13 protein-coding genes are annotated in these 12963 nt (G+C 72.0%); 1 reads left to right on the top strand and 12 read right to left on the bottom strand.

The window, feature by feature from the left end:
• Nucleotides 1-127 precede the first annotated feature (127 nt).
• The gene (locus tag HP550_RS10470; protein ID WP_343048107.1) at nucleotides 128-2395 is read left to right on the top strand and encodes a putative bifunctional diguanylate cyclase/phosphodiesterase; all 2268 of its coding nucleotides are present in this window, start codon (nucleotides 128-130) and stop codon (nucleotides 2393-2395) included.
• A gap of 16 nt (nucleotides 2396-2411) precedes the next feature.
• On the opposite strand, the gene nusB is transcribed toward HP550_RS10470, so the two are convergent.
• The 12 genes from nusB to HP550_RS10410 all read right to left on the bottom strand — a co-directional run bounded on the left by nusB (nucleotide 2412) and on the right by HP550_RS10410 (nucleotide 12927).
• Entirely contained in the window at nucleotides 2412-2828 is a 417-nt protein-coding gene (gene nusB, locus HP550_RS10465; protein WP_175347624.1) for a transcription antitermination factor NusB, read from the bottom strand.
• A gap of 1 nt (nucleotide 2829) precedes the next feature.
• A complete protein-coding gene (gene efp, locus HP550_RS10460; protein ID WP_175347623.1) occupies nucleotides 2830-3393 on the bottom strand; it encodes an elongation factor P in 564 nt (187 codons plus the stop codon).
• A 133-nt stretch (nucleotides 3394-3526) separates the two neighbouring features.
• Entirely contained in the window at nucleotides 3527-3973 is a 447-nt protein-coding gene (locus HP550_RS10455; protein ID WP_175347622.1) for a type II 3-dehydroquinate dehydratase, read from the bottom strand.
• Nucleotides 3970-5208, bottom strand: coding sequence for a DUF2029 domain-containing protein (locus tag HP550_RS10450; RefSeq protein WP_175347621.1), 1239 nt, complete (start codon nucleotides 5206-5208; stop codon nucleotides 3970-3972). Before HP550_RS10450 ends, HP550_RS10455 begins: the two co-directional genes overlap by 4 nt.
• Nucleotides 5205-6425, bottom strand: coding sequence for a glycosyltransferase 87 family protein (locus tag HP550_RS10445; protein ID WP_175347620.1), 1221 nt, complete (start codon nucleotides 6423-6425; stop codon nucleotides 5205-5207). The genes HP550_RS10450 and HP550_RS10445 overlap by 4 nt, the downstream gene beginning before the upstream one ends.
• An 87-nt stretch (nucleotides 6426-6512) precedes the next feature.
• Nucleotides 6513-7634, bottom strand: a complete 1122-nt coding sequence (aroB, locus tag HP550_RS10440; protein WP_175347619.1) for a 3-dehydroquinate synthase — start codon at nucleotides 7632-7634, stop codon at nucleotides 6513-6515.
• Nucleotides 7631-8206: a shikimate kinase gene (locus HP550_RS10435; protein WP_343048106.1), complete on the bottom strand. Its 576-nt coding sequence runs from the start codon at nucleotides 8204-8206 to the stop codon at nucleotides 7631-7633. Before HP550_RS10435 ends, aroB begins: the two co-directional genes overlap by 4 nt.
• The gene (gene aroC / locus HP550_RS10430; RefSeq protein ID WP_175347618.1) at nucleotides 8203-9393 is read right to left on the bottom strand and encodes a chorismate synthase; all 1191 of its coding nucleotides are present in this window, start codon (nucleotides 9391-9393) and stop codon (nucleotides 8203-8205) included. The genes HP550_RS10435 and aroC overlap by 4 nt, the downstream gene beginning before the upstream one ends.
• Before the next feature lie 133 nt (nucleotides 9394-9526).
• Nucleotides 9527-10312 (bottom strand): hypothetical protein, encoded by a 786-nt coding sequence (locus tag HP550_RS10425; RefSeq protein WP_175347617.1) that lies wholly within the window; start codon nucleotides 10310-10312, stop codon nucleotides 9527-9529.
• A gap of 4 nt (nucleotides 10313-10316) precedes the next feature.
• Nucleotides 10317-11015 carry a PilN domain-containing protein gene (locus HP550_RS10420; protein WP_175347616.1) on the bottom strand — a complete coding sequence of 233 codons (699 nt, stop codon included), beginning with the start codon at nucleotides 11013-11015 and terminating at the stop codon, nucleotides 10317-10319.
• The gene (gene pilM / locus HP550_RS10415) at nucleotides 11012-12070 is read right to left on the bottom strand and encodes a type IV pilus assembly protein PilM (protein WP_175347615.1); all 1059 of its coding nucleotides are present in this window, start codon (nucleotides 12068-12070) and stop codon (nucleotides 11012-11014) included. The genes HP550_RS10420 and pilM overlap by 4 nt, the downstream gene beginning before the upstream one ends.
• A 107-nt stretch (nucleotides 12071-12177) precedes the next feature.
• On the bottom strand, nucleotides 12178-12927 hold the full coding sequence (locus tag HP550_RS10410) for a prepilin peptidase (RefSeq protein ID WP_343048105.1): 750 nt from the start codon (nucleotides 12925-12927) through the stop codon (nucleotides 12178-12180).
• Nucleotides 12928-12963 lie beyond the last annotated feature (36 nt).

The raw sequence follows: 12963 nt of genomic DNA, 5'->3' as shown, positions 1-12963 counted from the left end.
CCCGACGCGACGTCCATCGCGTCCCAGGTGCGCGTACGCCGCCTCGTCACTCGGATGCCACGTCATCCCCGGGCAACTATGTGACGATGCCCTCATCGTGCTCGGAACCGTTCCTACGTGGGTCACCGTGCTGCAGCTGCTTGCTGCAGGCCTGGTCGGTGGCTTCTGCGTGCTCCAGTGGCTCTGGTGGCGCGGCGAGGTCCGTCCGGCCAGCGCGGCGTGGTCGCTCGCCTGGTCGATCCACATGGCGCTGGTCCTGCTGGCCGGTGGCCTGTGCGCCCTGACCACCCCGGGAACCGCACGCGACGTCATCGACTTCGTCCACGCGCAGCTGGTCGCGAGCTTCCTGGTCATCGCGATCCCGGCCACCCGGGCCATCGCCGGCGGCCCCAAGGTGCGCTACTGGCTGTGGGCGACCATCGCCCTGTTCGTCGCGCGTGCGGGGCTGTGGTGGGTGCCTCTCGACGACTACGTCGCCGACGCCGACGTGCTGTCGGACATCCTCGTCCTGACCCCCACGGCCGTCGTCGTCTCCTACGTCGTCGTCGCCCTCGGCCGCACGAAGCTCACGGCCCTGAGCTCGCTGCTGGTGATCGCCGGCGGGGAGTCGCTCGCCCTCTTCACCGTCGGAGTCCTGGTCCGCGACAACTCGATCGGCGCGATGAGCGCGGCGCTCTGGGCCATCCCGCTGGCCGTCGGCCTCGAGGTGCTCGCGCTCAACCGGCTGCGCGACGCCCAGGTCGCGGCGGTCCGGCAGAACAACATGCGCGACGCCCTGGCGCGCCTGGCCAACTCCGCGTGGTTCGTCAAGGACGCGGACGGCCTGCTGCTCACGGCCCGCGACGAGGCCCGGACGATCCTGCGCGACCCCAGCATCGAGGGCTCGCTGCGGCCGATCGCCCGCGACCGCTTCGTCACCGAGCTGTTCTCCTCGGCCAAGGTCGAGCACCCCCCCGCGGCCCGGACGTTCCTCATCGACCTGGCCCAGATCGTCTCCGCCGCCGCCGAGCGCTACCAGCTGAGCGACAGGCTGCTCACCACCGCGTTCGCCGACCCCCTCACCCGCCTGCCCAACCGTCGGGCGGTCGAGGAGCACCTCCTGGCCATGCTCGAGCGGGCGAACGTCGAGCGCACCCGCGTCTCGCTGATCTACTGCGACCTCGACGGGTTCAAGCGCGTCAACGACTCCTACGGTCACGCGCACGGGGACGCCCTGCTCGTGCGTGTCGCGGACTACCTGCGCAACACCCTCTCCGACCACGAGTCCTACGTCGGGCGCGTCGGTGGCGACGAGTTCGTCATCGTGCTCGCCCGGGCGCCCCAGGACGTCGACCTCGTCGCGATCGCACGCGCGATCCGCGAGGGGTTCATCGACCGTGCCGGCGGCAGCAGGCCCGCACGCCTGACCGTCGGCGTCGCTACGTGGCTGCCCGGGGACGTCGTCGACGCGGACGCGCTGGTCCGGCACGCCGACACCGCGATGCTCGAGGCCAAGCGGTCCCGGTCCGGGTTCCGGGTCTTCGACAGGGCGCTCCGGCGTCGCGTCGAGGCCGAGCGGCACCAGCGGGCAGCGCTCGAGGCGGCCGTCGCCGAGGGCCACTTCACCGCCTACTTCCAGCCCATCGTGGACGCGCAGAGCCTGGAGATCGTGCAGGTCGAGGCGCTCGCGCGCTGGGACCACCACGGCCACCTCATCCTGCCCGCCGACTGGCTCGAGCTGGCCGAGGAGTCGGGCCTCATCGTGCCCATCGGTCTCGAGGTGATGCGCCAGGCCCGCAGGGCGCTGGAGCGGTTCCAGATGCCCGTGTCGGTGAACATCGCCGCACGCCAGCTGGCCGAGCCGGACGCCCTCGAGCAGATCGAGACGGCCTGGGGCGACGCCTTCTGGGAGCACCTCACCCTGGAGATCACCGAGAGCGCCCTCGTCCGGACGTCGTCGGCCGTGCCCGTGCTCTCGGAGCTGCGAGCCCGGGGCGCCCGGATCGCCGTGGACGACTTCGGCACCGGCTACAGCTCGCTGGCGCGGATCGCGCGGCTTCCCGTGGACGAGCTGAAGATCGACCGCTCGTTCGTGCGGGACATGGGCTCCGAGCGCGGCCGCGGTGTGGTGCGCGCGATCGTCGCCCTGGCGGAGACCCACGGTCTGGGGATCGTGGCCGAGGGCGTCGAGACGCCACTGCAGCTCACGGCGCTCGCCGACATGGGCGTGACCCGCGTCCAGGGCAACTTCCTGGGCCGCGCCGCGCCGCACCTGCCCGTGCGTGGCCCCCGGCCGACGACGGGCGCGATGGCCCTCGTCCCCGAACGGGCTCGGCCCCTGCGATCGATCGGCGTCCCGACGCCGATCTCGGGGCACGACGGCGCCCGCGTGGCCGCCCTCCCCCGCCGCGGCTGACGCGACGGGAGCGAGCTCAGGCGAGCAGCGTCGGCTTCAGGTCCACGATCCGGCCGAGCAGCCCGTTCACGAACTGCGGTGAGTCGTCCGTGGACAGCGACCGGGCCAGCTCGACGGCCTCGTCCACCGCCACGGCGTCCGGCACGTCGTCGTTGAACAGGATCTCCCACGTGCCGATGCGCAGCAGGGCGCGGTCCACCGCCGGCATCCGGTCGATGGTCCAGCCGTGGGCGTGCGTCGCTAGCAGCTCGTCGATCCGGTCCTGCTGCGCGATCACGCCCTCGACCACGTCCACCGAGTACTGCGGCAGCGAGGTCTCCGTGCCCGGCTGCGCGATGCGGTCCGCGAGCAGGGTGACGGGGTCGATACCGCGCTGGTCGGCCTCGAAGAGGACGTCGAGGGCCCGCTTGCGGGCCTTGGTGCGAGCTCCCACCTCAGTCGTTCACGCGGCCCAGGTAGCTCCCGTCGCGGGTGTCCACCTTGACCTTCGTGTTGGACTCGAGGAACAGCGGCACCTGGATCTCGTAGCCGGTCTCCAGCGTCGCGGGCTTGGTGCCGGCAGACGAGCGGTCGCCCTGGAGGCCGGGCTCCGTGTAGGTGACCTCGAGGATCACCGACGGCGGGAGCTCGACGTACAGCGGCACGCCCTCGTTCGTCGCGACCATGGCGTTCTGGTTCTCCAGGAGGAAGTTGGCGACGTCGCCGACAGTGACCTCGGAGATGTGGATCTGGTCGTAGTTGTCCGTGTCCATGAACACGAAGTCCGTGCCGTCCTTGTACAGGTACTGCATGTCGCGCTTGTCGACGTTGGCCGTCTCGATCTTCAGGCCGGCGTTGAACGTCCGGTCGACGACCTTGCCGGACAGGACGTTCTTCAGCTTGGTGCGGACGAACGCGCCACCCTTGCCGGGCTTGACGTGCTGGAACTCGATCACGGTCCACAGCTGGCCGTCGATCTTCAGCACGGTGCCGTTCTTGAGGTCGTTGGTGGTCGCCACGATCGTCGCTTCCTGTCGGTGATGAGGTGTCCTAGCGGTCCGCCGCGCACGCGACCCGGAGGCGCGCACGGCACGGGCGGCCGCAGACCGCCGACCATTCTATCGTGCGGTCGGCCGTGCCCGAGCGACGGCGCTACGGCCGGAGCCCTCCGGCGATCGCCTCGAGGGCGAGGCGGTACGACTGCACCCCGAAACCCGCGACGGTTCCCGTGGCGACGGGCCCGATCACCGACACGTGCCGGAACGACTCCCGCGCGTACGGGTTGGTCAGGTGCACCTCGACGAGCTGGAGACCGGCCGCCGTCACCTGGGCCGCCGCGTCCCGCAGCGAGTACGAGTAGTGCGTGAACGCGGCCGGGTTGAGCACCACGTGCGCCCGCGCGTCCACCGCGCCGTGCAGCCAGCCGACCAGCACGGCCTCGTCGTCCGTCTGACGCGCCTCGACGTCCAGGCCCAGGTCTGCGGCCCACGTGCCCACGGACACCGCGAGGTCGTCGAGGGACGCCGAGCCGTAGACCTCCGGCTCACGCACGCCGAGCCGTCCGAGGTTGGGACCGTTGAGGACGAGGACGTGCGTCATGCCGCCGAGCCTAGGCGATCCTCCGCTGCCAGCGGCGTCGGGTCGGGGCGAGCGGGTCGGGCGCGTCGCTCCGCGACGAGGCAGAAGACCGGGAGCGCGATCGCGGCGAACGTCTCGAGGTGCCACCAGCCGCCGTCCGGCAGCATCGGCACCAGTGTGAGCACCAGCAGTGCCGGCGTGATCCAGAGGCGAGCGCGACGCACGTCGGGCGCCTGGCTGGTCCACAGCCACACCATCGCGACAGCAGCGAGAGCCGTCCAGTAGTACGACAGTCGCAGCGGGTCAAGCAGGAGGCGGATGGCGACCGAGCCGATGACGACGACCAGCGCCGACCCGTGGCGACGCCATGCGATGCCCACCCCCACGAGGCCGGCTGCCGCGCCCTGGACGATGCGCTGGGTCCAGTCGGACGACCCCGCCAGACCCGGCACCCGGTCGAGCCACGTCTGCTCGGGAAACGGCCACTGGACCGAGAACGTCTGCATGTCGCCCCACAGCTTGAAGGGCAGGTACAGCAGGGCAACCCCGGCCACGAACACGGTGATGGCCAGCACCGAGGCCCGCACCCTTCGTCCCACCAGCAAGATCCCGCCCGCGGTGGGGGCCCACTGCTTGACGCCCGTCGCCAGCGCGAGCAGCACGGCCGCCCAGACCAGCCGTCCCCTGCCTGCCGAGACCGCCGCGAGGGCGAGGACGAGGCCCAGGATCAGCTCTTCGGCGTGGTCGGCGACGAGCGCTGTGTAGAGGAATCCGCCCACGACGAGTGTGAGCCCGACGACCCACTGTGCGCGGCGCACCCACGCGCCCGTCGCCTCGGCCGCACGTCGCGCAGCCAGGCACGCCAGCCATGCCGTGAGGGCACCGTGGGCGGCCGCGGCGCAGACTCCGATCGCGACTGGAGGCACCTGCACGACCGTCCCGAGCAGGGTGCCCAGCCCGAGCAGGACGAGGTACACCGGTCCGATCTGCAACCAGCTGTCAGAGAACACGTCGAGGAAGTGCGGGCCGAGCATCGCCAGACCCGCGGCACGGAAGAGGACCTGGTCCCCTTCCCTCCTGTCCAGCCCGGCCATCACGCCGATGAGGAGTCCGAAGCAGACGACGACGGTGGTCGGATGCATCCACACCACGCGCAGGAGGCGAGCCAGGCGGGGACGGTCCTGCTCGAGCCGGCCGATCTCTCGCTGGCTCCACGTCGGGGCAGGGAGCGCCGGGCGGTCCAGGGCCAGGGTCACAGCACGGCCACCTCTCTTTTCGCCAGCCCCACCCGGACGGCGAGCACAAGGACACCGACGAGCACGACGGTGCCGACCACGGCCTGCACCGTCTCGGTCAGCGCGTACGGCGCGAGCGCCACGAGCGGTGACGCCACGAGGACGGGGATGCGCCACCTGCGGGTGGTGCGGGAGGTGCTCGTCCACGTCCAGAGCACGAGGACGACGAGGAGCGGACCCGGGTAGTACGGCAGGCGCAGCGGATCCAGCAGCAGACGTGCCGCGAGGATCGCCACGACGACGGCGAGCGGGTCCACCCGGGGTCGTAGGGCCAGCACGGCGCCGATCAGGCCGACGACCGCGGTCTGGGCGACGCGCAGGGCCCAGCCCGACGTCGCGAGCGACCCGGCGACGAGCGCGACGGTCGAGGTGGAGGAGACCGTCCAGGCGAAGTCGAACGTTCGCAGGTCCCCCCACAGCGCGAACGGCGCGTACAGGCCGAGCCCGATCGCCACCGCCAGCACCGCCCGCGCCATCGCCGTGGGCCACCGCCGGCCGAGCAGGACCAGGGGCATGCCGAGGACCGCCCAGAGCTTGGTCCCGATTGCCAGCCCGAGCAGGACGCCCACCGACCAGCGCCGTCCGTCGGCGGCCTCGAATGCCGCCAGTGCGAGCAGCAGGCCCAGGGCGAGCTCCTCCAGGTGTCCCATGAGCGTCGCCTCGGCCATCACGCCGCTGCCGAGCAGGACCGCGGTGACCAGCCAGCGCACGGCGAGGGGGTCGGTCCCGGCGCGCCGGGCGGCCCGCGCGGCGACGGCCTGGGCGAGGGCGAGCACCAGGACGGCCTGGACCGCCGCGACGAGGAACGCGGCCGAGATGCCGACGGCGTCGGCAGTCAGGGCGACCCCGCCCACGAGGACGAGGTCGAGGGGGCCCATCTGGAGCGCCGGGTCCGCGAAGACGTCGAGGATGCCCGGCCCCAGCATGCTGCGCCCGGCCTCGAGGAAGAGGGCCGCGTCGCTGTCGGTGCTCCCCGCACCGAGCACGCCGAAGCACACGAACGCGACCGGCCACGACGTCCACGGACGGTCCCAGACCCATTGCGCGGCCCGCGCCAGTCGGGGACGGTCGTGCACGAGGAGCGCGCGCTCCCGTGCCCACCGGGCGGCCAGTGACCGGTCGGTGACGTCCTGGCCCCGGTCGCCGCGGCCCGAGATCTGGTCGACGACGTCCGTCACCAACGTCAGCTCCTCGGGTTCGGCAGGTCCTCGTCCAAGTACTTCGGTCGCAGGACGTGCCGAGTTGAGGGACGCCGTCACATCCGGCTAGAGCGAGACCACCCGCGAGGTGACAGCGCCCTCGCTGACCTCCGCGTAGGCGGCGGCGAGCAGCGTCGGGTCCGGTCCCTCGAGCCGTGCCGGGCGTCCGACGTCCTCGAGGACGACGAAGCGCAGCAGGTCGCCGCGGGTCTTCTTGTCCCTGCGCATGGCGGCGAGGAGCCGGTCCCAGCGGTCTCCGCGGTAGGTCACGGGCAGTCCCAAGGACGTGAGCACCGAGCGGTGCCGATCGACCACGGCGTCGGGCAGCCTGCCGGCCAGTCGTGCCAGCTCGGCGACGTAGACCATGCCCACGGAGACCGCCGCGCCGTGGCGCCACTGGAAGCGCTCGACCTGCTCGATCGCGTGGGCGAACGTGTGGCCGTAGTTGAGGATCTCCCGCAGGCCCGCCTCGCGCAGGTCCTCGCCGACGACGCGAGCCTTCACCGCGACCGCGCGCTCGACGAGCTCGAACAGCACGTCCGAGGCCGCCGCCGCCGCGGGGTCGGTGAGGCGCTCGGTGTTGGCCTCGACCAGGTCGAGGATGACCGGGTCGGCGATGAACCCGCACTTGACCACCTCGGCCAGTCCCGCGACGAAGTCGTGCTTCGGCATCGACGCCAGCGCCGCGAGATCGCAGAGCACGCCCACCGGCGGGTGGAAGGCCCCGACGAGGTTCTTGCCCTCGGCCGTGTTGATGCCCGTCTTGCCGCCGACCGCGGCGTCCACCATGGCGAGCAGCGTGGTCGGCACCTGGACGACGGCGATGCCGCGCAGCCAGGTCGCCGCGACGAACCCGGCCAGGTCGGTCGTGGCCCCGCCCCCGACGGCGACGATCGCGTCGGAGCGCGTGAAGTCGGCCTGGCCCAGGACCTGCCACAGGAACGCCGCGACCTGGGCGGTCTTGGCCTCCTCGGCGTCCGGCACCTCGGCACCGAAGGCCTCGTACCCGTGCGCCCGGAGGTCGTCGAGAACCGCGTCCGCGGACGTCGCCAGGGCGGACGGGTGCACCACCAGCACGCGACGCACGTCCGCGCCGAGCAGTGCGGGCAACGCTCCGAGCAGGTGCCGGCCGATGACCACGTCGTACGGCCGCTCCCCCGCCACGTGCACGGTGGTGGTGTCGCTCATTCCTCGGTGCCCTCTCGTGTCCCGGCGACGCGGAGCGTCGCAAGCTCCTGCTCGATCAGCGCGGCGACGTCCGCAGGTCGCAGCCCGTCCGTGACCACCCGCACGCTGGCCACCCGCTCGTACACCGGCCGCCGCGCCTCCATGAGCGCCTGCCACTGGGCACGCGGGTTGCCCAGCAGCAACGGCCGGGACTGGTTGAACCCGACCCGCGGCGCGGCGTGCGCGAGCGAGACGTCGAGGAAGACGACGACACCGCCCCGCTCCCGGTAGGCGGTGAGCGCCGCCTGCGTGTCATCGTGCAGCACCGCTCCCCCGCCGAGCGCGAGAACTCCGTCGTGCTCGTCGAGCGCGCGCGCGACCGCATCGTGCTCGAGCGCGCGGAACACTGGCTCGCCGTCCTCGACGAAGATCTCGGCGATCGGCTTGCCCGCCTCCGACTCGACGTCGGCGTCCGTGTCGCGGACCTTCAGCTGCCACCGCTCGCCCAGCGCGACCGCGACCGTCGACTTGCCGGACCCCGGGGGGCCGACAAGGACGATCCGCGGGGTGGCCACGCGCTCGTCCGTGCTCACGACAGGAGCGTCGGGATCGCCGCGACGTAGGCGGCGAGGTTCCGGCGCACCTCGGCGACCGAGTCGCCACCGGTCTTCTCGAGCAGCGCCTCGGCGACCACCAGCGCAACCATCGCCTCCGCCACCACGGCCGCGGGAGGCACCGCGCAGACGTCGGACCGCTGGTGCTGGGCCTTGGCGGCCTCGCCCGTCGCCGTGTCCACGGTGTCGAGCGCCCGCGGGACGGTGGAGATGGGCTTCATCGCGGCCCGGACCCGCAGGATCTCCCCGTTGGTCATGCCGCCCTCGAGACCGCCAGCGCGGTTGGTGCGGCGCACGATCCTGCCGGTGACGTCCCGCTCGATCTCGTCGTGCGCCTGGGAACCCCGGCGGGTGGCGGTCCGGAAGCCGTCGCCGACCTCGACGCCCTTGATCGCCTGAATTCCCATGAGGGTCGCGGCCAGCCGCCCGTCGAGCCGTCGGTCCGCGTGGACGTACGAGCCGAGCCCGGACGGCAGCCCGTAGACGAGCACCTCGACCACTCCGCCGAGGGTGTCGCCGTCCTTGTGGCACTCGTCGATCTCGGCGACCATCGCGGCGGACGTCGCCGGGTCGAAGCACCGCACCGGGTCGGCGTCGAGCGCCGCGACGTCGTCCGGGGTGGGGAGCGCCGCGCCGTCGGGCGTCGAGACCGGGCCGATGCCGACCACGTGGCTGACCAGGTGCACGCCTGCGGCCTGCGCGAGGAATGCGGCTGCGACAGTCCCCAGGGCCACGCGGGTAGCCGTCTCCCGCGCGCTCGCCCGCTCGAGCACCGGCCTGGCGTCGTCGAAGCCGTACTTGCGCATGCCGACCAGGTCGGCGTGCCCCGGACGGGGTCGCGTCAGCGGGGCATTGCGCGCCCGCAGCAGCACGTCCGGGTCCTCGACGGGGTCCGCCGACATCACCTCGACCCACTTCGGCCACTCGGTGTTGCCGATCTGCACCGAGACCGGTCCGCCCTGCGTCCTGCCGTGGCGGACGCCGCCGAGCAGCTGCACCTCGTCCTGCTCGAACTTCATGCGCGCCCCGCGCCCGTACCCGAGGCGTCGGCGGGCCAGTGCGGACCGGATGTCCTCGGTCGTGATGTCGACCCCGGCGGGAACGCCCTCGAGGATCCCCGTCAGAGCGGGGCCGTGCGACTCACCCGCGGTCAACCAGCGCAGCATGGCCGCATCTTCCCATGGGCCCGAGGGCGGTCAGCCCCAGGTCCGCCTGGTGGGCGAGCGTCGCGCGTCCCGCACAGACGACGACGCCGCAGGCCAGGTGCGGCCTGCGGCGTCGTCGGTGAGCGTTCGACCGCTACCCGATCGGGAGGAGCGGGTTCTTGTCCGCCGGCGGGACCGGCAGCACGGGCGGAGCCGCGGCCGGGTCGACCGGCACGGGAAGCACCGGCAGGCCGTCCGTGAGGACGAACAGTGAACCGGTGACGGTGAGCCGCAGGTCGCCCACGGCCGTCGCGGGGATGCCGCCGCCCTCGGGGTTCTCCGTGGTCGACAACCCGCTCAGCGCCGAGACGAAGAGGATCCGTCCCGGGTTGGTCTGGACGTCGCTGAGGAAGGCCTGGACGTTCGCGTACGTGCCGACCACGTCGATCCCGACACCGAGCTCGTAGAAGCCCTGGAGCGTCGTCGAGACCGGGGCCGCCGGGACAGCGCCGTCAGCGGGCGCGGCGCCGTCGGTAGCAGCCGCCGGGTCCACGACCTCCTCGGTGGCAGGAGCTGCCGCAGCCGCCGCGACGACCTGGGTCGGCGTGGCGACGGTCAGCGACGCGATCGTCACCGAGTGCAGCGCTGCGATCGCCGCCAGCTGGCGCTGGTACTCGGCGAGGGCGCTCGTCGTCGGGATGCGCAGCTGGAGGCCCGCCAGGGTTGCCCGGTACTCGTCGAGCTTCAGGGACTGCTGCTTGAGCACCTTGATCTTGTTCTGGAGCAGCGCGTTCTGGTCGCGCTGCGCCACCGCGGACTCGTTGGCCGCGGTGGTGCTCGCCATCACCGGCGAGATCGCCAGGAACCACGAGGCCACGACGAGGAGCAGGGAGACGATGACGGTCCCGGCGATCCAGGGTCCACTCTTCGATCCGGTCATGTGATCAGCCCTCCGGCGTCGTCTGAGGGAAGCGCAGCGCGAACGCCCCGGACTGGACCTGCACGGACGCCGAGACGGTGTAGTACGGCTCGCCGTCCTGGGCAGTCACCGCAGCAGCGCTGAAGGTGGGGTTGGACAGGTTCGGGATCGTCGCCAGCGCATCGAGCCACGCCGCGTTGTCCGGCAGGGTGCTCGTGCGGGCCGTGAAGGTGATGATCCCGACCGAGGGCGCGGCCAGGAAGTCCTGGACGGGCTGGGCAGCGGTCCACGGCGTCGCCTGGGAGACGTTGAACGTGTCGATGCTGACGTTCGGGGGCAGGACGGCGGCGATCGCGTCCAGGTATCCCTTCCACATGATCTCGGTCGAGGTGCCGAGCGTGAGCGCGGCCTCGGTCCGGTCGAGGTTCGACAGCACCTGGGGAACCTCGGCGTACTTGGACACCTCCGCCTGGAGCCGGGTGGTCTGGTCCTGCTCGGTGGCCAGCTCGTTCTCTGCCGTCGACCGCGCGAGGATGGCGAAGACGTAGACCAGGGCGATGAGCACCAGGACGACGCCGATCGTCACGGCGAGCCAACGCTTGGTGTTGACCAGGCCACGGGCGGCCTTGACCTCGGGCGGCAGGAGGTTGACCTGCGGCAACGCGGGTCCGCCGAGCGCAGCGCCGGCTGCCCGGACGACGGGCTTGGTCAGAGTCAGGCTCATGCTGCAACTCCGAAGGCCAGGCCCACGGGCAGCGCCATGAGCGACTCGTGCCCGGCGAACGCCTCGCGGCCGCCGGCGGTCTTCGCCACGTTCAGCGAGGCGAGGGGGTCACCGAGGGTGACGGGCAGCCGGCTCGCGCTCGACAGGTACTGCCCGAGACCGGGCAGGTGCGAGCCGCCGCCGGTGAGCACCACGACGTCGATGCCGGCACCGGGGTTGTTGCTCGAGTAGTACACGAACGTGTTCCGCACCGCCTCGATCAGCGTCTGCGTGACGGTGGCGAGCGCGTCGCTTGCCTCCTGGAGGTCAGTGCTCACGGCGAAGCCGACGCCGATCTTGCGCTTGAGCGTCTCGGCCTCGGTGCCCGAGACGTTCATCTGCCGGGCGATCGTGTCGGTGGCGTCCTGGCCCCCGCTGGGCAGGGTCCGCACGAACTGCGGTACGCCGTGGGCGACGATGGTGACGTCGGTGACGCGCGCGCCGATGTCGACCAGGGCGACGGTCCGCTGCCCGAGGTCGCCGCGAGTCATGGCGCGCAGCAGCGCGAACGCGTTGAGGTCGACCATGGTCGGGCGCGGACCGGCGGACTCGACCGCCATGACGTTGGCGGTCACGGTGTCCCGCACGGCAGCGACCAGCAGGCCGCGCACCATCCGCCCCTGCTCCGTCGTGGTCTCCCCGGTCGGGTAGAAGTCGAGGAGAGCCTCGTCGGTCGCCATGGGCAGGAGCTCCTGCACCTGGAACGGCAGGGATCCCCGCAGCTGTGCGAGGGGCATGTACGGCAGCGCGAGGTCGCGGACGACGACACGCTGGTTGCCGACGCCGATCACGACGTCCTTGCCGTCGAACTTGTGGGTCGCCCACAGCTGCTTGATCGCCTGCGTGACGACGCCCTGGTCGGTGACCTCACCGTCCCGGACGGCGCCGAGCGGCAGGGCGACCTCGCCGTAGCGGACGAGGCTGGGCTGCCCCTTGCCTCCGGCTCCGAACTCCAGCTGTGCCGCTCGTACGGCGGTCGTGCCTATGTCGAGCCCGATCACCCGCGTCTTGGCCACCTCTACCCCTTCCGGTTAGCACCGATGTGCCGTTGTTCGTATCGGGCGCTCGGGCTGCCGACTTGAGCGATTCGCCGTGCTGGTGCTGGCGAGCCCGTGGGGAGCGCTCAGTTGAGCAACGACAGGTACGCGGCCGCGAGCGGCTCCCCCGCCGCGATCCCGATCCACGCCCCGAGGAGCATGAACGGACCGAACGGGATGCCCGACTTGCGCGTGGCCCGGCCGCTGAGCAGCAGGACGATGGACAGCACGCCACCCACGAGGAAGGCCGCGAACGCGCCGACGACGAGCGCCGCCCAGCCCACCCAGGCGAGGTACAGCCCGAGGACGCCCGCGAGCTTCACGTCCCCGAACCCCATGCCTCCTGGTCGCACGACCATGAGGACGAAGTACAGGGCGAACAGCGCAGCCGCTCCGATCCCACCGCGCGCGAGCGCCCACCAGTCGTCGTTCGCCCAGCTCGCGAGCGAGAGCAGGACGAGCCCGACCGGGTACGCGGGCAGCACGATCGCGTCGGGCAGCCTGTGGGTGTCGAGGTCGATGAACGTCAGCGCCACCGAGATCCCGGCGAGGTAGAGGAACGCGGGCAGCTCCGCGGACAGGCCCGCCCACCAGCCCACGGCGGCGAAGAGCAGCCCCGTCCCGAGCTCGACCAGTGGATACCGCGCGGAGATCGACGCGCGGCAGCTGCGACACCGCCCGCGCAGCAGGAGCCACGAGACAACCGGGATGTTCTCCCGCGCGCGGATCCGGGCACCGCACTTGGGGCACGCGCTCGGCGGGGACACGATGGACTCGCCACGCGGGACGCGCCAGATCACGACGTTGAGGAACGAACCGACCAGCAGCCCGAGCACACCTGAGAGCAGCGCGACGACGAGTGTGAGCGTCGC

This window comes from Cellulomonas humilata (genome assembly GCF_013359775.1).
GTDB classification, from domain to species: domain Bacteria; phylum Actinomycetota; class Actinomycetes; order Actinomycetales; family Cellulomonadaceae; genus Cellulomonas; species Cellulomonas humilata.
Note: the sequence above shows the minus strand (reverse complement) of the source record. Positions and strands in the feature narration are given on the sequence as shown.

Excerpts from the sequence above, each read along its gene's own strand:
- HP550_RS10420 (WP_175347616.1), bottom strand. The coding sequence starts at position 11,015 with ATGAGCCTGACTCTGACCAAGCCCGTCGTCCGGGCAGCCGGCGCTGCG.
- aroB (WP_175347619.1), bottom strand. The coding sequence starts at position 7,634 with ATGAGCGACACCACCACCGTGCACGTGGCGGGGGAGCGGCCGTACGAC.
- HP550_RS10425 (WP_175347617.1), bottom strand. The coding sequence starts at position 10,312 with ATGACCGGATCGAAGAGTGGACCCTGGATCGCCGGGACCGTCATCGTC.
- HP550_RS10455 (WP_175347622.1), bottom strand. The coding sequence starts at position 3,973 with ATGACGCACGTCCTCGTCCTCAACGGTCCCAACCTCGGACGGCTCGGC.
- aroC (WP_175347618.1), bottom strand. The coding sequence starts at position 9,393 with ATGCTGCGCTGGTTGACCGCGGGTGAGTCGCACGGCCCCGCTCTGACG.